Below are 17,991 nucleotides of genomic sequence, written 5' to 3'. Positions count from 1 at the left end.
GACATGAAGGGGTGGCGTGACCGTGCCGGCCAGTACAGCGCCTCAGGTGCCGCCCCAGCAGGACGAGCCCCCCGCCCCGGAGCGGACCCAGAGCCGGGGCGCCGACACCAGGGCCCTCACCCAGGTGCTCTTCGGACAGCTGAAGTGCCTGGAACGTGGCAGCTCCGAGCACCACCGGGTGCGCGGGGCCCTCATCGAGGCGAACCTCCCACTCGTCCGGTACGCGGCCGCCCGCTTCCGCAGCCGCAACGAGCCGATGGAGGACGTGGTCCAGGTCGGCACGATCGGCCTGATCAACGCCATCGACCGGTTCGACCCGGACCGGGGCGTGCAGTTCCCCACCTTCGCGATGCCGACCGTCGTCGGCGAGATCAAGCGGTACTTCCGGGACAACGTCCGCACCGTGCACGTGCCGCGCCGGCTCCACGAGCTGTGGGTCCAGGTCAACGCGGCCACCGAGGACCTCACCACGGCCCACGGACGCACCCCCACGACCCCGGAGATCGCCGAGCGGCTGCGGATCACCGAGGAGGAGGTGCTGTCCTGCATCGAGGCGGGACGCTCGTACCACGCCACCTCCCTGGAGGCCGCCCAGGAGGGCGACGGGCTGCCCGGGCTGCTGGACCGGCTGGGGTACGAGGACCCCGAGCTGGCCGGCGTGGAGCACCGGGACCTCGTACGGCACCTGCTCGTCCAGCTGCCGGAGCGCGAGCAGCGGATCCTGCTCCTGCGCTACTACAACAACCTGACGCAGTCCCAGATCAGCGCGGAGCTCGGCGTCTCGCAGATGCACGTCTCCCGGCTGCTCGCCCGGAGCTTCGCCCGGCTCAGATCCGCAAACCGGATCGAGGCGTAATCAGAACGGGTGGAGATCGCGGGACGCCTTTCCCGACAGTTCCGGCACATACCCCTTTGTTGCTGCACAGATATGTCGACTTGGCGCTACAGCGTGTTGCCGACATGTGACATTCTGCTGGAACCGCGTTTGCCGCAGCCCCGCCTCCGGTATTCAGGTGGAGGCTGCGTTCCTCCGACGGGCGCGCCGTACGCGACCGTCCGCGACCTCAAGGGGGTGGCATGTCCGCAGAACAGGGCAGCTCCAAGGTGCTTACGCTCGTCAAGAGCGAGGCTCCTGCAGTGCTCGACCGCTCGGAAGCCATCGACACCCGCACCCTCTCCCGCTCCCTGTTCCTGAGGCTCTCCGTTCTCGACGCGGACAGCCCCGAAAGGGCCTACGTACGCGACACCCTGATCGAACTGAACCTGCCGCTGGTCCGGTACGCCGCGGCCCGCTTCCGCAGCCGGAACGAGCCGATGGAGGACATCGTCCAGGTCGGCACGATCGGCCTGATCAAGGCCATCGACCGCTTCGACTGCGAACGCGGCGTGGAGTTCCCGACGTTCGCGATGCCGACCGTCGTGGGCGAGATCAAGCGCTTCTTCCGCGACACCTCCTGGTCGGTCCGCGTCCCGCGGCGGCTCCAGGAGCTGCGGCTGGCCCTGACCAAGGCGAGCGACGAGCTGGCCCAGAAGCTGGACCGCTCGCCGACGGTGACCGAACTGGCCGCCGTACTCGGGGTGTCGGAGGAGGAGGTCGTCGACGGCCTCGCGGTGGGGAACGCGTACACCGCGTCCTCGCTGGACTCGCCCTCGCCCGAGGACGACGGCGGCGAGGGCTCGCTGGCCGACCGCCTGGGGTACGAGGACACGGCGCTGGAGGGCGTCGAGTACCGCGAGTCGCTGAAGCCGCTGCTGGCCAAACTCCCGCCCAGGGAGCGGCAGATCATCATGCTTCGCTTCTTCGCCAACATGACCCAGTCGCAGATCGGCGAGGAGGTCGGGATCTCGCAGATGCACGTCTCCCGGCTGCTGACCCGGACGCTCGCGCAGCTGCGTCAGGGGCTGATCGGGGACTGACCCCGCCCCGACCGCGTTCGCGCGCTTCACAATTGACGGACCGTCAGCAACACTGGCGCGATGTCCGCGATGTCGAAGGCCTGTATGACCGGCCGCCGGGGCGCACTGCTCGCCTCGGCGGCCGTGCTGTGCGCGGCGCTGGCCGGCTGCGGCTCCGAGGGGCGTACGGGGTACGTCGCCCTGTCCGACGCCGCGGGGGCGTCCGTACCGGTGGCGCCCAAGGGGAAGGTGGAGTTCCAGCCACTGCCGGGCGCCCCGGGCCCGACGGCGTCCGCCTCGGCGTCGGTCTCACCCGGCCCGGCGGGTTCCACGGGCGGGGCGGCGGCCGGGGGTACGGGACTGCCCGGCGCGTCCGGCGGTACGGGCGGCGGCTCGGCCGGTGGTGTCGCGGGCGGCGGGGCCGGCCGTACGAGCGGGGGCGGCGCGGGGGACACGGGCGGCTCCGGCGGCTCCGGCGGGAGCACGGGCGGCTCGGGCGCCTCGGGCGCCTCCGGGGGCTCGGGCGGCGGAGGGTCCGGCGGCTCGGGAGGTTCGGGCGGCACGAGCAGCTCCGGCGGCACGAGCAGCACGGGCGGGACCACCGGCGGGACCACCGGCGGGACCACCGGCGGCGGCAGTTCGGGCGGCGGCTCCGGCGGAGGCGGCACCAGCGGCGGGAGCACCGGCGGCAGCACCGACCCGGTCAGCCCGGCCAGGCTCACCCTGGGCACGCCGGAGCGTTCGGCGGCGGAGGACCGGTGGTGCGAGAACGTCACCATCACCTTCCGCAACAGCGGTGGCACGGCGGTGCGTTCGGGGACCGTGACCTTCTACACGCACATCATCGGCGCGCTCGGCGTGGACTGGGCCACGATCGAGACGCAGCAGCCGGTGCCGGCGCCGGTCGCGGCCCGGTCCTCGAAGGAGAAGACGTACCTGGTCTGCGTGGAGGCCTGGCGGGTGCCGCTCGGCATGCACGTCGAGACCCGGGACGTGACCGCCACCTGGGCGTGAGGGCCGGTGGGGGCGCCGGGCGCCCCCGCGGCCTCAGGCCAGTGCGAGCCAGGCGACTCCCGCCAGCACCGCGATGACGGCGACGACACCGATGATCAGGCCCACGCGGGGGCCGGAGGAGCCCTGCACCGCGGCGGCCGGGCGGTGCGGCTCGCCCTCGTCGACGAACGCGCGGAACATCTGGGTGTTGCCCGCCGGGTCGTAGTGGGCGTCGGGGCCCTGAGCGTTGTGTGACATGGGCAAGGACCCTAGCGAACCGGAACCGCCGCGCCCAAGCCCGTCCCGGGCCAACCTTTCCGATCCCTTTACCGCTTCCTCACCGAATTCATTTGCCTGTAGCAACCAACAGATCCTATGGTTGCTCTAAGCAACAAGATGGGGGGACCGCCCTATGGCCACCCGGCCCCGGTACGAGGAACTGGCCCGCCAGCTGTCCGCGATCGGCGCGGTCAAACGCGGGCTCGCCCGCACCCTCCCCTTCGACTGCCCGCCCGGTTCCGCCGCCGTCCTCACCGTGCTCGACCGGCACGGTGACATGCGGCTGAGCCGGATGTCCGAGCTGCTGGGTGTCGACATGTCGGTCACCAGCCGCCATGTGGCCCACACCGCCGAGCACGGCTGGCTCGACCGGCTGGCCGACCCCGCGGACGGGCGCTGCCGCATCCTGCGGCTCACCCCGGCCGGCCGCGAACTGCTGGGCTTGCTGTCCGCGCGGGCCTCGGCCGCGCTGGAGACCGCCCTGGCGGACTGGTCCGACGACGAGGTCGACGTACTCAACACCCTGCTGGCCCGGCTGCGGTCGAGCTTCTGAGACACGAGAGAAGGAAAGCCAAGAGCATGGCGACAACCACGTCCCCGGACGTGCGGGGAGGCCAGTCCGACGCCACCGCACCCGCGATGACCCATCCGCAGATCATGAAGGCGCTGTCCGGGCTGATGCTCGGCATGTTCGTGGCGATCCTGTCCTCCACGATCGTCTCCAACGCCCTCCCGCAGATCATCAGCGAACTCGGCGGCACCCAGTCCTCCTACACCTGGGTGGTCACGGCCGCGCTGCTCTCCATGACGGCCGCCACCCCCCTCTGGGGCAAGCTCGCCGACCTCTTCAGCAAGAAGCTGCTGGTCCAGATATCCCTGGTGATCTACGTGCTGGGCTCGGTCGTCGCCGGCCTGTCTCAGAACACCGGCACCCTGATCGCCTGCCGCGTGGTCCAGGGCATCGGCGTCGGCGGCCTCTCCGCCCTCGCGCAGATCGTGATGGCCGCGATGATCTCGCCGCGCGAGCGCGGCCGCTACAGCGGCTACCTCGGCGCCGTGTTCGCCGTCGCCACCGTCGGCGGTCCGCTGCTCGGCGGTGTCATCACCGACACCGAGTGGCTGGGCTGGCGCTGGTGCTTCTACGTCGGCGTGCCCTTCGCCGTGATCGCCCTGGTCGTGCTCCAGAAGACCCTCCGGCTGCCGGTCGTGCGGCGGGACGTCAAGGTCGACTGGGCAGGTGCCTTCTTGGTCTCGGCCGCCGTCTCGCTGCTGCTGATCTGGGTCACGCAGGCCGGGGACTCGTACGACTGGGTGTCCTGGCAGACGTACGCCATGACCGGCGGCGCCGTGCTGCTGGGCCTGCTGTTCGTGCTCGTCGAGGCCCGCGCGAGCGAGCCGATCATCCCCCTGCGGCTCTTCCGCAACAAGACGATCGCGCTGGCGTCGGCCGCCTCGCTGTTCGTGGGCGTCGCGATGTTCTCGGGAACGGTGTTCTTCAGCCAGTTCTTCCAGCTCGCCCGGAACGAGTCGCCGACCATGTCCGGGATCCTCACCATCCCGATGATCGGCGGACTCTTCGTCTCCTCCACGGTCTCCGGCCAGGTCATCACCAAGACCGGCCGCTGGAAGGCGTGGCTGGTCTCCGGCGGTGTGCTGCTCACCGCCGGCCTGGGGCTGCTCGGCACGATCCGGTACGACACGGAGTACTGGATGATCGCGGTCTTCATGGCCCTGACCGGCCTCGGCCTGGGCATGATGATGCAGAACCTGGTGCTGGCCACCCAGAACCAGGTGGCGCCCGAGGACCTGGGCGCCGCCAGCTCCGTGGTCACCTTCTTCCGCTCCCTCGGCGGCGCGATCGGCGTGTCCGCGCTGGGCGCCGTGATGGCGAGCCGGGTGACGCACTACGTCAAGGAAGGCCTGGCGGAACTGGGTCCCAAGGGCGCGGCCCTCGGCCACGGCGGCACCGCCGGCGGCGGGATCCCCGACCTCGACAGGCTGCCCGCCCCGTTCCGGGAGATCGTCGAAGGGGCGTACGGCCACGGCGTGGCGGACGTGTTCCTGTACGCGGCACCGACGGCCCTGGTCGGGCTGCTGCTCTGCCTCTTCATCCGGGAGGTGGCCCTCAAGTCGAAGGCCGACGTGCCGGATCAGGCAGCCGCGGCCGAATAACACCCCTCCAGGGGACGGGTATTGACCATGGACTCGACAGGACTGAATCCTGTCCTGGTCATGGGGGAAGCGACACCGGACGGGGGTGTCCAGGTGGAATTCAAGATCGTCGGCACGGGCCCTGAGGACGAGACGGAACTGCAGTCCTTGCTGAAGTGGCTCAAGCAGGATCCCGAGCTGCGGGGCAGGACCACGATCCGGCTCGTGGAGAGCGAGCCCGACCCGGAGGCCATGGGCGGCGCGCTCGAGGCCGTGCACGTGATCATCAACGACGCGGTCGCGGTCGCCGGCCTGGCGGTCTCGGTCGCCACCTGGCTGGCCTCGCGCTCACGGCAGCGCCCTCGCACGATCCGGCGGGAGGGTGGGGACACCGTGCTGGCCCCGGACGCCTCGCCGGAGGAGGTCCAGGCGGTGCTGGAGGACGGGGCACGCCCCGAGGAGGCCCGGTGAGCTCGCTCCTGCCCCGCCCGGAGCGCTCCCAGGCCGTGCTGGTGGGCGGCTCGCAGTACGAGTTCCACCCGGACATCGAGTCCGTGGACCGGAACCTCGACGCGCTCCGCCGGATCCTGACCGACCCCGCCTACTGGGGGCTGCCCCAGGAGAACTGCCACGTCATCCGGAACCCCGAGCGGGCCGACGACGTGATGACGGTGCTGGAGACGGCGGCCGAGCGGGCCACCGACGCGCTGATCTTCTACTTCGCCGGGCACGGCCTCTCCGACGAGGGCGGGCTGTACCTGGCCCTGAAGAACACCCGCAAGCCGCGGTTCGCGGCCCGCTACGACTCGGTGCACTACGAGTGGGTGCGCAGCGCCATGCTCCAGGGCGACTCCCCCGCCACCCGGCGGATCGTCATCCTCGACTGCTGCTACAGCGGCCAGGCGGCCGACGAGCAGATGGGCGTGGTGATGGGCGACGAGAACACCGACGTCCACGGCACGGTCGTGTGGGCCGCCACCACGCCGACCCGGCTGGCGGTGGCCCCACGGGAGGCCACGTACACCGCCTTCACCGGCGAGCTGGTGCACACGCTGCACAGCGGCATCGAGGGCGGCGCCGAGGTGCTCGACATGGACACCATCTTCCGGCGGGTCAGCCGGAGCCTGGTCGCCAAGGGCTATCCGCAGCCGGACCAGCACAACCGTGCCCTCGGCGGGCAGCTGGCGCTGGTCCGCAACCGAGCCCTCGACGGGCCCGTCGAGGACGGCCTGCCGGGCGTGCCGGTGCCGGCGCTCGTCCGGGGGCGGGAGCGGGCGTTCGCACCGTTCGGCAGCAGCGCGTCCTGGGAGCCCTTCACCTGGGGTCCGCTCCAGACCGACCTGCTGATCGTCGAGGGTGACGGCGAGAGCGTGATCCCGGAGGACTCGGTCCACGTACGCACCATCGACGAGGACGTCGAGCTGCCCGAGGACCTGTACGCGGTGCGGGCCCGGATCGAGGCCGAGCAGGACGCGAAGCGGCTGGCGGGCGAGCAGTACTTCTGGAACGGGCTCAACTACGCGGTCGACCGCGTGACGATCGGGCGGATCGCGGAGTCCGAGGCGCCGGAGATCTACATCCAGCTGCTGAACTCCGACTACTACAACTTCCAGGCCACGCAGCAGCTCGACGAGGTGCTCCCGGACGGCCTCACGGTCCGGGCCAAGTACGTCGACCCGTACGACCCGCTGGACGTGCCCGCCTTCATGGGCTCGTCCTTCGGCACGAACGTCGCCGTGATCACCCGGGACGAGAAGCTGATCGTCTCCCGGCGCAGCAACATGGTCGGCTCGCACCCGGGCACCTGGAACTCCTCGGCGAACGAGGCGCTGTCGCGGGTGGTGGACAACTCGGCCCGGCAGGCGCCGAACATCTTCAACGTGGCGCGGCGGGGGCTCAGCGAGGAGCTGGCGCTCAGCCCCGACGAGTACCGGCTGAACATGCTCGCGCTGACCATCGACAAGGGCACGCACCAGTGGGGTGCGCTGTTCATGGCGCGACTGCGGCGGGTGACCTCGGACGAGTTCATCGCCCGCCGTTCGCGCGGGGTCTCGGACAAGTGGGAGCACGACCGGCACGAGCTGGTCGACTTCGAGATCGATCCGGTGACGCGGTTCATCTTCGACGAGGAGCGGACGGGACTGTGGTCCCCGACCGCTCCGGGGCTCTTCTACCTGGCGCTGGTCAACAAGTACGGCAAGGTTGCCGTCGAGCGGGAGAGCGCGCGGGTGCTCCAGCGGATGCGGCGGGCCTAGGCCGGTGCCGGCTGGTGCCCGTACGCGGGGTCAGGCCGGTCTCGCGTGCGCCTCGATGCCCGCCACCAGGAGGTCCAGGGCGAAGTGGAAGTCGCCTTCCGGGGCCTGACGGACCGTGCCGCAGCCGTGCAGGAACCGGCTGACCGCGAGGTGCGCGCCGGACCGCCGCGGCGCGGCCAGCCCGGTCGCGCCGAGCAGCCGCATCAGGGCGGTGTCGAAGGCGCGGGCGTGCGGCCCGATGTTGGGGTACTCGGCCGACAGGGCCGGCAGCCACGGGTGTACGGCCAGCAGGCGGCGGTACCCACAGGCGAGCGCCCGCAGCCGGTCGGACCAGCTGCGGGCGCTCGGGGCGGGGTTTGCGGGGGACCCCGGCTCGGGGGGCAGGGGGAGCTCGCCGAGGGCGGCGTCCAGGGCCAGTTCGAGCAGGTCGTCCTTGGTGTCGACGTACCAGTACAGGGACATCGCGGTGACCCCCAGGTCGGCGGCCAGGCGGCGCATGGAGAACCCTGCGAGGCCTTCCGCGTCGAGCAGCCGGACGGAGGCCGCCGTGATCTTCTCGCGGTCCAGCCCGGTGGGCTGCTCGCTACGGCGTCTGGTCCCGGCGGCCGGCTTGGACGCCAGCCACACGCTCGTGCGGTCGGCCGCGGTCACCATGAGGCACCCTCCGTCCTGCGGGTCACCCGGATCCGGTCCGGGGAGGACCGGCCCGGCCCGGAATGCCCGGTCCGCCCGTCTTGATGCTAGAGGGTGCCCCAGGTGAAGGGGCGGCTTTCGGGCCGGGCCCCGGGTGCCTTAGGGCTTCGGGCCGTCCGCCGTGCGCCGTCCGCCGTCGGGCGTCGGGGCGTCGGGGCCGTCGGGCCCCGGGGCGTCGCGCCTCGCGTGCCGTCAGGCCTTCGGGGCCGTCAGGTCGTAGAAGGTGGCGCCGCCGATGGTGACCTGGGTGAAGTTCTCGGTCACCCAGGTGCTGATGGAGCTGCTGCTGCCACCGCCTCCGGGGCCGCCCATGCCGCCGCCCATCCCGCCGCCCGCGATGAAGTAGTGGATGCGGCCGTCCTCGACGTACTTCTTGAACTGGGCCAGGGTCGGGGAGGGGTCGCTGCCGTTGAAGCCGCCGATGGCCATCACCGGCTTCTCGGTGGCCAGCTGGTAGCTCGCCGCGTTCTGGGAGCCGATGGCTGCCGCGACCCAGGTGTGGTTCCCGGCGTCCTTGCTCAGGGCCGCCTTGGCCGCGGCGCTGACGTTCGCGCCGTTGAGCAGGCCGCCCAGGCCGCCGCCACGGCCTCCGGCGCCGCCGCGTTCCGCGGTGCCGGGGAAGGTGCCGGTGGGGCCCGTGGCGTTGCCGGTGCCGGTGGGGGGCCGGCCCATCGGGAAGCCGCCCTGCGGGCCGCCCTGGTTCTGACCGCCTTGGTTCTGGCCGCCCTGGTTCTGGCCGCCCTGGTTCATGCCCGGGGGCAGGCCGCCGGTGCCGCCGCCGGGGAACTGGCCTTGGCCTTGGCCCTGGTTCTGGCCCTGCGGGCCGCCCTGGAGGTTCGGCATGCCGGGGCGGCCGTCGTCGCCGCGCGGGCCGCCGAAGCCGCCGGGGCCGCCCCGGCTGCCGGCCACCGCCGGGCCCGCCGTCACGATGGAGCCGGTGTGCCCGGTGTTCACCGTGGTCAGGGTGTAGGCCAGCGGGCCCGCCAGCGCCACCGCCAGGCCCAGCGCGCCGGCGGCCAGGCCGGTGCGGCGCAGCAGCAGACCGGCCGCCGCGAACGCGCCGCCCACCAGGACGGCCCAGCGCAGCCAGGGCAGGTAGTCGGAGGAGCGGCCGAGAAGCACGTACGACCATCCGGCGGTCAGCAGGACGGTGCCGGCGAGCGTGAGCCGGGCGGCCGGCGCCCCGCGCTCCTCCCACAGCACGCTCGCCCCCATCGCGACGAGCGCCGCGACGTACGGGGCCAGCGCCACCGTGTAGTACTCGTGGAAGATCCCCTGCATGAAGCTGAACACCGCCATGGTGATCAGCAGCGCCCCGCCCCAGGCGAGGAAGGCCGCGCGGGCCATGGAGTCGAGCGCGTCGGTGACCCGCTTGGCCCGCCAGGTCACCACCAGGCCGGCCACCAGCAGCACCAGGGCGGCCGGGAGCAGCCAGGAGATCTGGCCGCCGATGTTGGAGGAGAAGAGCCGGTCGATGCCCGTCTCACCCCAGCCGCCGCCCTGACCGCCGCCGCGGCCGCCACCGCCGACGCTGCCGGTCTCGTTGCCGTTGATCCGGCCGAGGCCGTTGTAGCCGAAGGTCAGCTCCAGGAAGGAGTTGTTCTGCGAGCCGCCGATGTACGGGCGGGACGACGCCGGCCAGAGTTCCACGATCGCGACCCACCAGCCGCCCGCGGCCACCATCGCCAGGCCGGCCAGCGCCAGCTGCCCCAGCCTGCGCCGGAGCCGGGTGGGCGCGCACACGGCGTACAGCACGGCGAGCGGCGGGAGGATCACGAAGGCCTGGAGGGTCTTGGCGAGGAAGGCGAAGCCGAGCGCGACGCCCGCCCAGACCAGCCACTTCGTGTGAGCGCCCTCCAGCGCGCGCAGCACGCAGTGGATGGTGACCGCCATCAGCAGCGTGAGGAGGGCGTCGGGGTTGTTGAAGCGGAACATCAGCGCGGCCACCGGCGTCAGCGCGAAGACCGCGCCCGCGATCAGGCCGGCCGCGGACCCGAACTGCCGCTTCACGGAGGCGTACAGCACGCCCACGGTGCCCACGGCCATCAGGACCTGCGGGAGGAGGATCTGCCACGAGCCGAGGCCGAACAGCCGTACCGACAGGGCCATCGGCCACAGGGCGGCCGGGGGCTTGTCGACGGTGATGGAGTTCGCGGCGTCGGAGGAACCGAAGAAGAAGGCCTTCCAGCTCTCGCTGCCGGCCTGGACGGCAGCGGAGTAGAAGGAGTTGGCGTAGCCGGAGGAGCTGAGGTTCCAGAGGTAGAGGACGGCGGTGGCCAGCAGGAGCGCGGCCGGCGCCGGCCGCTCCCAGCGGGCCCGTGCGGCCGCCGGGGCGGCCCGGACGGGCAGGGGTGCGGTGAGCACTGCGGTCATCGGATCGAGTCCTTCACGTCGGTGGTGCGGCGCTCCGGGAAGACCCAGGCGCGGAAGAGCAGGAAGCGCAGGACCGTCGCGGCGAGGTTCGCCGTGATGAGGACGGCCAGTTCGGTGCCGTGGGCGGGGGTGCTGGTGGCGGCGCCGAGCGCGGCGAGGGAGCCGCTGGTGAGGGCCAGGCCGATGCCGAACACGACCAGTCCCTGGGCCTGGTGGCGTACGGCGCGTTCCCGGCCGCGGACGCCGAAGGTGAGCCTGCGGTTGGCGGCCGTGTTGCCGACGGCCGAGAGCAGCAGGGCCGCCGCGTTGGCGGCCTGCGGGTCGAGGGCGGTGCGGAAGGCGGAGTACAGCAGCAGGTAGGCCAGCGTGCTCAGGACCCCGACCACGCAGAAGCCGACGAGCTGCCGGGCCAGCCCGCGCGGTACGCCCTCCAGCGCCCGGTCGCGGGGGTCGTCCCCGAAGGGCCGGGCGAGGCGGTCCAGGGGCAGCGCGCCGACGGCCAGGGCCCGGCCCACCCGCCAGACGCCCTTCAGGTCCTCGGTCGCCGTCCGGACGATGTGGACGGTGGAGTCGGGGTCGTCCACCCAGTCGACCGGGACCTCGTGGATCCGCAGCCCGGCGCGCTCCGCCAGGACCAGCATCTCGGTGTCGAAGAACCAGCCGGAGTCCTCGACCAGCGGCAGCAGCCGCTCGGCGACCTCGCGCCGGATGGCCTTGAAGCCGCACTGGGCGTCGCTGAAGCGGGCGGCGAGCGAGGAGCGCAGGATCAGGTTGTAGGCCCGGGAGATGAACTCCCGCTTGGGGCCGCGCACCACGCGCGAGGAGGCCGCCAGCCGGGTGCCGATCGCGAGGTCGGAGTGGCCCGAGATCAGCGGGGCGACCAGCGGCAGCAGGGCGTTGAGGTCCGTGGAGAGGTCCACGTCCATGTAGGCCAGCACGGGGGCCTCGGACTGCGACCAGACGGTGCGCAGCGCCCGGCCTCGGCCCTTCTGCTCCAGGCGGTGGACGCGGACGCCGGGCACCGTCGCGGCGAGGCGGGCGGCCACCTCCGGGGTGCTGTCCGTGCTCGCGTTGTCGGCGATGGTGATCCGGAAGGCGTACGGGAAGGTGTTCGCCAGGTGCTCGTGGAGCCGGCGGACGCTGGGCCCGAGGTCCCGTTCCTCGTTGTAGACCGGGATCACCACGTCCAGGACGGGCGCGCCCGGCAGGTGGGCGGGCAGGTGACGCCGGGCCGGAAGGGTGCCGGGGGAGAGGGCCGCTGCGGCCGGTTCGGTTCGCATGGTCCGACCCTCGCCAGACCCGCTGTCACCCCTGTGTGGTGAGACTGTGGCCCGCCTGTGAGTACGGGCGGGAGTCCGCGGCCGGCAGCCGCACCTGGAAGCGGGTCCGGCCCGGCGCGCTCTGCACGTCGACCCGGCCCCCGTGCGCCGAGACCACGGCCTGCACGATGGCCAGCCCCAGACCGGTGGACCCGGCCTGGCGGGAGCGGGAGGCGTCACCGCGCGCGAAGCGTTCGAAGACGTGGGGGAGCAGGTCGGGCGGGATGCCCGGGCCGTTGTCCTCGATCTCCAGCAGCACGGCGGGAGTCCGGGTGGATGTTTCACGTGAAACCGTCGTTTCACGTGAAACACGCGCCAGCACCGTGGTGTTGGGCGGGGTGTGCGTCCGGGCGTTGGCGAGCAGGTTGACCAGCACCTGCTGGATCCGGGCCGCGTCCGCCCGCACTTCGGCGGGCTCGTCCGGGAGCTCCAGGCGCCAGCGGTGCTCCGGGCCGGCCGCGCGGGCGTCGCTGACGGCGTCCAGGACCAGGGGCACGAGATCGGTGTCCTCGTGCTGGAGCGGGCGGCCCGCGTCGAGCCGTGCGAGCAGCAGCAGGTCCTCGACCAGTCCGGTCATGCGGGTGGCCTCCGACTCGATCCGCCCGAGGGCGTGCCGGGTGTCCGGGCCCACCTCCTCGCGTCCGCGCCGGGTGAGTTCGGCGTATCCGCGGATGGAGGCCAGGGGCGTGCGCAGTTCGTGGGAGGCGTCCGCGACGAACTGGCGCACCCGGGTCTCGCTCTCCTGGCGCGCGGCGAGGGCCGAACCGACGTGTCCCAGCATCCTGTTGAGGGCGGCGCCGACCTGCCCCACTTCGGTGCGCGGATCCGCCTCGGCAGCCGGGACCCGCTCGTGGAGCGCCACCTCGCCGCTGTGCAGGGGTAGTTCGGAGACTCGGGTGGCGGTGGCCGCGACCCGGCGGAGCGGGCGCAGGGCGACGGAGACGAGGGCCTGGCCTGCGAGCCCCGCCGCGAGGAGACCAGCGGCCGTGACGCACACCTCGACCACGATGAGCGTGGTGACGGTGGACTGGACGCCGGAGAGCGGGAAGCCGAGCACGAAGCTGCCGTCGGCGGCGGTCAGCACCCGGTAGTCGCCCAGTCCGGGGAGGCTGACCGTGGCCGCCCGGGTGGCGGCCGGGTCCGCGGCCTCCCCGAGCGCATCGGCCTGGGCCCGGGTCAGGGCCACCAGGCTGCCGGGGGCAGGGCCCCGGGCCACGCTGCGGCCGTCCTCGGCGACCGTGCCGTCGGCCGCCAGGCGTGCGCCCACCGTGTCCAGGGGACTGCCCGGGGCGGAGACGAAGCGGAGCGGGGGGCGGTCGGGGTCCCGGTCGCGGGACGACATCTCCACGGCGGTCCGCAGCTGCTCGTCGAGCCGGCCCTCCAGGTAGGTGCGCAGGGCGAGGGTGGTGACCGTGCCGATGGCCGCGCCGACCACCGCGATCAGCGCCACGGCGGAGACCACCAGCCGGGTCCGCAGGGACCAGGGCCCCCGGGCACGCAGCGGCGAGGGCCGCCGGGTACGCGCGGCCCGGCGGCCCTGTGACGTGCGGGAACGGCGCTTCGCGGCCACTACTCCCCCGGCTTGATCAGATAGCCGGCCCCGCGCCTGGTGTGGATCATGGGCGTGCGTCCGGTCTCCAGCTTGCGCCGCAGGTAGGAGATGTACAGCTCGACCACGTTGGCCTGGCCGCCGAAGTCGTACGACCACACCCGGTCGAGGATCTGCGCCTTGCTCAGCACGCGCCTCGGGTTGCGCATCAGGTAGCGCAGCAGCTCGAACTCGGTGGCGGTCAGGTGGATCTCGTCCCCGCCCCGCGTCACCTCGTGGCTGTCCTCGTCCAGCGTCAGGTCCCCGACGACCAGCACGGACTCGCTGCGGGCCGCGGCCGCCGCGCCCGACCGCCGGACCAGGCCGCGCAGCCGGGCGACGACCTCCTCCAGGCTGAAGGGCTTCGTCACGTAGTCGTCGCCGCCGGCGGTCAGGCCGGCGATGCGGTCCTCGACCGCGTCCTTGGCGGTCAGGAAGAGGACCGGGACGTGCGGCAGCTCCCGGCGCAGCCTGCCGAGCACCGTCAGGCCGTCCATGTCCGGCAGCATGATGTCCAGGACCACCACGTCGGGCCGGAACTCACGGGCCGCCCGTACCGCGCCCGCTCCGTCCCCGGCGCTTCGCACGTCGCAGCCCTCGTAGCGCAGGGCCATGGAGAGCAGCTCGGAGAGCGCGGCCTCGTCGTCGACGACGAGGACCCTGCAGGGCCCGCCGTCGGGGCGGACGAACTGCGTGGCGCGGGACGCGGACGTGGTGTGAGTGGTCGCGGTCATGGTGCCCAGGCTGGCCGGGGCCGCTGAGAGCCCTCTTGCGCCAGTCTGTGAATTTCCTGAGAAAGCCCTCAGCGGTCTCCTGCCCCGGGCAGGCCGAAGAGGCCGGCGCCGTTGTCGTGGCAGACGGCGCGCAGCCAGTCGTCCCCGAGCCCCAGGCGTTCGAGGGCCTCCAGCTGGTGCTCGTACGGGTACGGGATGTTGGGGAAGTCGGTGCCGAGCAGGATCCGGTCCCCCAGGTCGGCCAGCCGGTCCCGCGCCCCCGGCGGGAAGCCGGCCAGCCGCTCGGCGAAGTCGGTGAAGGCCATGGTGGTGTCCAGCCTGACCTCCGGGTACGCCCCGGCGAGGGCCAGGAAGTCCTCGTACTCCGGCATGCCCATGTGCGCGATCACCAGGGGCAGCCTCGGGTGGCGGGCGAGCAGCCGGGCGACCGGCTCGGGTCCGGTGTGCTTGCCCGGGGCCGGGCCGGAACCGCAGTGGATCACGACGGGCAGGCCGGCTTCGGCGAGCAGGCCCCAGACGGGGTCCAGCAGGTCGTCGTTGGGGTCGTAACCGCCGACCTGGAGGTGTGCCTTGAAGACCCGGGCGCCCTGCTCCACGGCTCCCCGCACGTACGCCGCCGCCCCGGCCTCCGGGAAGAAGGTCGCGGTGTGCAGGCAGTCGGGGGTCCGGGCGGCGAACCCGGCGGCCCAGGAGTTCAGCCAGGCCGCCATGTCCGGCTTGTGCGGGTAGAGCATGGAGGTGAAGGCGCGCACCCCGAACCGGCGCAGGAGCGCGACGCGTTCCTCCTCCTCGTGGCGGTAGGTGATGGGCCACTCGACGCCGGTCAGCGGCCCGGCGGAGTCGAAGTAGTCCCAGACCTTGGCCAGCACCCGCTCGGGCATGAAGTGCGTGTGGACGTCGACCAGGCCGGGGATCCCGAGGCGGTCGCGGAAGCGGCGCACCGCCTCGGCGGTGGTCCCGGCGGGGTCGGCCTCTGCGGCCGGCGGGGTGACGCGCGCCGGGCCGTCCGCCGGCTCAGCGCTCCCGCACAAAGCCGTGGCTCCGCTCGACCGTGCCGACGTGCAGGGTGTAGCTCTCGTACCACTCGTCGCGGCCGCGCTTCTGCGCCTGCTGGTGCTCCAGGTCCGTGCGCCACTGCTGCAGCGCCTGCTCGTCGCGGAAGTACCCGACGGTGATGCTGAGGCCGCCGGGCGTGTGGGCGTTCTCGTGGCCGAGGTAGCCGGGTATGGCCCTGACCAGTTCGCCCATCCGGGTCGAGGTCTCGGCGTAGCCGGCGGGCTCCTCGGTGCGGACCGAGGTGAACACGGCCATCAGGTAGGGGGGTTCGAAGGCGGGAAGCGGCTGGATGCTCATGCCGACCACCTTCCGGTGCGGAAGATCCCGGTGTCCACGGCCGCCGCCCGAAGGGATCCAAGATTTGACCTTGCCGCTCAGAACAGCCCTTCCGGCTCCTCCCTCGCCTCCTCGGCGGGCCGCACCGGTACGGACGTCCGCGCCCCCTCCCCGGCCGCGGCCAGCACCCAGCCGCTGAGCAGCCGGGTGTCCACGACGAGCCCGTCCGCGAGGTGCAGGTCCGGCCCGGCGGCACCGGCGAGCAGCCCGGCGACCGCTCCACCCGGCACCAGCCCCGCCACGACCCCGGTGGGCCGCGGCAGCCCGTCGAGCCCGAACGCGGCGGTGTGGTCGGCCACTTCGCAGGGCAGCCGCTCCAGGGTCTCGGCCCAGCCGGGCAACGCGGTGGCCCGCCCGTGCAGGCCGGCGACCTCGGCCGCCCGCTCGGCGAACGGCGGCAGCACCGCCCGTACCGCCCGCTTGCGCGCGTACGGGATCCGGTCCGGCACCCCGAGGGCCGCCCGCAGCAGCTCCTCCGTGCGCCGGGCCGCCATCAGCGGGCCGCGCCCGAGCCAGGTGTACGCGACGGCGCCCTGCTCCAGCAGCCGGGCGGCGCCCCGCTCCTCCGCGGTGATCCCGACCTTGGTCATGCCGGGGCCGAACCAGGCCAGGTAGACGCGGTACGTCCGCGGGTCCGCGGCATTGGTGTCCGCCGCCACGGAGAAGGACCGGTCCAGCCGCGCGCACTCGGTGCACTGGTCGCGCCCCGCCCCCGCCGGGATCTCCCGCGCGCCCGGGCAGGACGTCCACCGTCCGGCCCGCCGGACCCCCACGCAGCGCCGGGCCCCCTCGGCGGTGAAGGCCAGCCGCCGTCCGGCGGCGAGCGGGCTCTCGCGGGTGCCGCGCCCCGGAGCGGACCAGGTCAGAACCGGTCCGGCCGCCGTCCAGCGCATCCCGGTGCACCACCACATGCGGATCCCTCTCCCGTCCGGCGGTCAGGACCCAGGGCGCCACGGGACGCCCCGAATCCCCCTCCACGCCGAGGAAACGACAGAGGGCCCCGGACTTTCGTCCGGGGCCCTCTGGCTGGTGCACTCGGCAGGATTCGAACCTGCAACCTTCTGATCCGTAGTCAGATGCTCTATCCGTTAAGCTACGAGTGCTTGTGCTTCCCGGGGTTTTTCGCCCCGTTGGCCTTGCGAGAACAACAATACATGGACCTCGCCGGGACGCGAAATCCGTTATCCAAACCGCCCCTGACCTGCGGAAACGCCAAATGGGGCGGATGTGGGGGCGGGCCGGGCCCGCCGCCGGACGGGTGACGGGACGGGGTCGGCTGCGCCGCAGGGCGGCGTCAAGGTGTGAACCCCGGCGGAGCGGCGGGCGGCCTCAGGGTGTGAACGCCGGCGGAGCCGCGGGCGGCCTCCGGCGCCGGGAACGACCCGCCTCGCCGAGCCGGGAACGACCGAAGCCCCGGTCCTGGGGACCGGGGCTTCGGTGATCACAGCGCGGAGGCGGAGGGATTTGAACCCTCGATGGGCTTTAAGACCCAAACCGCATTAGCAGTGCGGCGCCATAGACCGGACTAGGCGACGCCTCCAGCTCACCCTCGCGTACGGGGGTGCGTGCAGATGATGACACAGCTCACTGGCTGGTCACCAATCCACCCCCACGGTACAAGGCGCGGGCCGATCAGAGCAAAGCCTTAGCGCGGTGAGTGCGGGCGGGGCCCGGGCGGTGCGGAAGCGCGGCGGGGCGTGCGGCGCGGCGCCGCGCAACGTCCGCCGCGCCGGCTCGTTGGGCACGCGTACGACCGCCTGCCCTCCGGGAGCGTCATGCTGCGCCACCTCGCCCTCGCCGCCTTCGCGTCCGCCGTAGCCGCCGGGCCCCTGCCGCCGCTGCCGTCGCTCGGGCTGCTGGAGCCGCCGCCCGACGAGCTGACCGTCGCCGTCTCCGGGAGCGGGAGCTCGCTGGACGGCACGTACACCCTGGAATGCGCCCCGCCCGGGGGCAGCCACCCCAAGGCCGCCGAGGCCTGTGCGCGGCTCGACCGGCTGTCGGGCGAGAAGGAGGACCCCTTCGCCCCCGTCTCGAAGCGTCAGTTCTGCACGATGGTCGACGGCGGGCCGGCCCGGGCCCGGATCACCGGCACCTGGCGGGGCAAGCGGATCGACGCCTCGTACGACCGGAAGAACGGTTGCGAGATCAATCGGTGGAAGGAATTGGAACCTGTCCTTCCGACGGCGCGCTCCTGACCAGGCACGGCGCGCGGAAGGCAGCCCGATCCGGTGAGAGCTCCCCCTCATCCGCCGCCGCCCGCCGGGCGGGTGCCCTTAGACTCCTCCCGTGACATGCCGGTAGTCAGGGAGGAACCGTCC

16 protein-coding genes, 2 tRNA genes and 1 pseudogene are annotated in these 17,991 nt (G+C 72.9%); 8 read left to right on the top strand and 11 right to left on the bottom strand.

Annotation, left to right across the window (positions count from 1 at the left end; translation table 11 throughout):
- The first annotated feature begins 22 nt into the window (after positions 1–22).
- The 3 genes from ACIQUQ_RS21670 (at position 23) to ACIQUQ_RS21660 (ending at position 2,910) form a co-directional block, all read left to right on the top strand.
- On the top strand, positions 23–856 hold the full coding sequence (locus tag ACIQUQ_RS21670) for an RNA polymerase sigma factor SigF (protein ID WP_403978177.1): 834 nt from the start codon (positions 23–25) through the stop codon (positions 854–856).
- Positions 857–1,077: 221 nt separating this feature from the next.
- A complete protein-coding gene (locus tag ACIQUQ_RS21665; RefSeq protein ID WP_399944415.1) occupies positions 1,078–1,917 on the top strand; it encodes an RNA polymerase sigma factor SigF in 840 nt (279 codons plus the stop codon).
- A gap of 60 nt (positions 1,918–1,977) precedes the next feature.
- Positions 1,978–2,910, top strand: coding sequence for a hypothetical protein (locus ACIQUQ_RS21660; RefSeq protein WP_403978174.1), 933 nt, complete (start codon positions 1,978–1,980; stop codon positions 2,908–2,910).
- Between the two features lie 33 nt (positions 2,911–2,943).
- Here ACIQUQ_RS21660 and ACIQUQ_RS21655 read toward each other — a convergent pair whose 3' ends face one another.
- Positions 2,944–3,147, bottom strand: a complete 204-nt coding sequence (locus tag ACIQUQ_RS21655; protein ID WP_399944411.1) for a hypothetical protein — start codon at positions 3,145–3,147, stop codon at positions 2,944–2,946.
- Between the two features lie 154 nt (positions 3,148–3,301).
- Here ACIQUQ_RS21655 and ACIQUQ_RS21650 point away from each other — a divergent pair, with 154 nt between their 5' ends.
- From ACIQUQ_RS21650 to ACIQUQ_RS21635, 4 genes and pseudogenes are all read left to right on the top strand, one after another.
- Positions 3,302–3,721, top strand: a complete 420-nt coding sequence (locus ACIQUQ_RS21650; RefSeq protein WP_403978171.1) for a MarR family winged helix-turn-helix transcriptional regulator — start codon at positions 3,302–3,304, stop codon at positions 3,719–3,721.
- 26 nt (positions 3,722–3,747) lie between these two features.
- A pseudogene (locus ACIQUQ_RS21645) lies at positions 3,748–5,331 on the top strand (MDR family MFS transporter); the annotation flags it as partial.
- A gap of 69 nt (positions 5,332–5,400) precedes the next feature.
- Positions 5,401–5,790, top strand: a complete 390-nt coding sequence (locus ACIQUQ_RS21640; RefSeq protein ID WP_403978168.1) for a hypothetical protein — start codon at positions 5,401–5,403, stop codon at positions 5,788–5,790.
- The gene (locus ACIQUQ_RS21635; RefSeq protein ID WP_403978165.1) at positions 5,787–7,574 is read left to right on the top strand and encodes a caspase domain-containing protein; all 1,788 of its coding nucleotides are present in this window, start codon (positions 5,787–5,789) and stop codon (positions 7,572–7,574) included. The genes ACIQUQ_RS21640 and ACIQUQ_RS21635 overlap by 4 nt, the downstream gene beginning before the upstream one ends.
- 30 nt (positions 7,575–7,604) lie before the next feature.
- On the opposite strand, the gene ACIQUQ_RS21630 is transcribed toward ACIQUQ_RS21635, so the two are convergent.
- The 10 genes from ACIQUQ_RS21630 to ACIQUQ_RS21585 form a co-directional block, all read right to left on the bottom strand.
- Complete coding sequence (locus ACIQUQ_RS21630) at positions 7,605–8,228, bottom strand: TetR/AcrR family transcriptional regulator (protein WP_403978162.1); 624 nt, start codon at positions 8,226–8,228, stop codon at positions 7,605–7,607.
- A gap of 231 nt (positions 8,229–8,459) precedes the next feature.
- A complete protein-coding gene (locus tag ACIQUQ_RS21625; RefSeq protein ID WP_403978159.1) occupies positions 8,460–10,640 on the bottom strand; it encodes an ArnT family glycosyltransferase in 2,181 nt (726 codons plus the stop codon).
- Positions 10,637–11,920, bottom strand: coding sequence for a glycosyltransferase (locus ACIQUQ_RS21620; protein WP_403978156.1), 1,284 nt, complete (start codon positions 11,918–11,920; stop codon positions 10,637–10,639). The genes ACIQUQ_RS21625 and ACIQUQ_RS21620 overlap by 4 nt, the downstream gene beginning before the upstream one ends.
- A gap of 25 nt (positions 11,921–11,945) precedes the next feature.
- Entirely contained in the window at positions 11,946–13,460 is a 1,515-nt protein-coding gene (locus tag ACIQUQ_RS21615; RefSeq protein ID WP_403978334.1) for an ATP-binding protein, read from the bottom strand.
- Positions 13,461–13,528: 68 nt separating this feature from the next.
- Positions 13,529–14,281, bottom strand: coding sequence for a response regulator transcription factor (locus tag ACIQUQ_RS21610; protein WP_403978153.1), 753 nt, complete (start codon positions 14,279–14,281; stop codon positions 13,529–13,531).
- A gap of 68 nt (positions 14,282–14,349) precedes the next feature.
- Positions 14,350–15,222 (bottom strand): amidohydrolase family protein, encoded by an 873-nt coding sequence (locus ACIQUQ_RS21605; protein WP_403978331.1) that lies wholly within the window; start codon positions 15,220–15,222, stop codon positions 14,350–14,352.
- A gap of 73 nt (positions 15,223–15,295) precedes the next feature.
- A complete protein-coding gene (locus tag ACIQUQ_RS21600; RefSeq protein ID WP_403978150.1) occupies positions 15,296–15,634 on the bottom strand; it encodes an antibiotic biosynthesis monooxygenase family protein in 339 nt (112 codons plus the stop codon).
- A gap of 77 nt (positions 15,635–15,711) precedes the next feature.
- On the bottom strand, positions 15,712–16,584 hold the full coding sequence (locus ACIQUQ_RS21595; protein WP_403978147.1) for a DUF2797 domain-containing protein: 873 nt from the start codon (positions 16,582–16,584) through the stop codon (positions 15,712–15,714).
- Between the two features lie 116 nt (positions 16,585–16,700).
- Positions 16,701–16,776 (bottom strand) — tRNA-Arg (locus ACIQUQ_RS21590).
- A 346-nt stretch (positions 16,777–17,122) separates the two neighbouring features.
- Positions 17,123–17,213, bottom strand: a tRNA-Ser gene (locus tag ACIQUQ_RS21585).
- A gap of 235 nt (positions 17,214–17,448) precedes the next feature.
- On the opposite strand from ACIQUQ_RS21585, the gene ACIQUQ_RS21580 reads away from it, so the two are divergent.
- A complete protein-coding gene (locus ACIQUQ_RS21580) occupies positions 17,449–17,868 on the top strand; it encodes an SSI family serine proteinase inhibitor (RefSeq protein WP_403978144.1) in 420 nt (139 codons plus the stop codon).
- The last annotated feature ends 123 nt before the right edge of the window (positions 17,869–17,991 follow it).

Source organism: Streptomyces sp. NPDC101118, assembly GCF_044759445.1.
Taxonomy (GTDB): Bacteria; Actinomycetota; Actinomycetes; order Streptomycetales; family Streptomycetaceae; genus Streptomyces.
This window is presented reverse-complemented; position numbering and strand designations above follow the sequence as displayed.

Bases quoted from the DNA above. Each gene is read 5' to 3' on its own strand.
- ACIQUQ_RS21665 (WP_399944415.1), top strand. From the start codon at position 1,078: ATGTCCGCAGAACAGGGCAGCTCCAAGGTGCTTACGCTCGTCAAGAGC.
- ACIQUQ_RS21660 (WP_403978174.1), top strand. From the start codon at position 1,978: ATGTCCGCGATGTCGAAGGCCTGTATGACCGGCCGCCGGGGCGCACTG.
- ACIQUQ_RS21655 (WP_399944411.1), bottom strand. From the start codon at position 3,147: ATGTCACACAACGCTCAGGGCCCCGACGCCCACTACGACCCGGCGGGC.
- ACIQUQ_RS21650 (WP_403978171.1), top strand. From the start codon at position 3,302: ATGGCCACCCGGCCCCGGTACGAGGAACTGGCCCGCCAGCTGTCCGCG.
- ACIQUQ_RS21640 (WP_403978168.1), top strand. From the start codon at position 5,401: ATGGGGGAAGCGACACCGGACGGGGGTGTCCAGGTGGAATTCAAGATC.
- ACIQUQ_RS21630 (WP_403978162.1), bottom strand. From the start codon at position 8,228: ATGGTGACCGCGGCCGACCGCACGAGCGTGTGGCTGGCGTCCAAGCCG.
- ACIQUQ_RS21625 (WP_403978159.1), bottom strand. From the start codon at position 10,640: ATGACCGCAGTGCTCACCGCACCCCTGCCCGTCCGGGCCGCCCCGGCG.
- ACIQUQ_RS21620 (WP_403978156.1), bottom strand. From the start codon at position 11,920: ATGCGAACCGAACCGGCCGCAGCGGCCCTCTCCCCCGGCACCCTTCCG.
- ACIQUQ_RS21610 (WP_403978153.1), bottom strand. From the start codon at position 14,281: ATGACCGCGACCACTCACACCACGTCCGCGTCCCGCGCCACGCAGTTC.
- ACIQUQ_RS21600 (WP_403978150.1), bottom strand. From the start codon at position 15,634: ATGAGCATCCAGCCGCTTCCCGCCTTCGAACCCCCCTACCTGATGGCC.
- ACIQUQ_RS21595 (WP_403978147.1), bottom strand. From the start codon at position 16,584: ATGTGGTGGTGCACCGGGATGCGCTGGACGGCGGCCGGACCGGTTCTG.
- ACIQUQ_RS21580 (WP_403978144.1), top strand. From the start codon at position 17,449: ATGCTGCGCCACCTCGCCCTCGCCGCCTTCGCGTCCGCCGTAGCCGCC.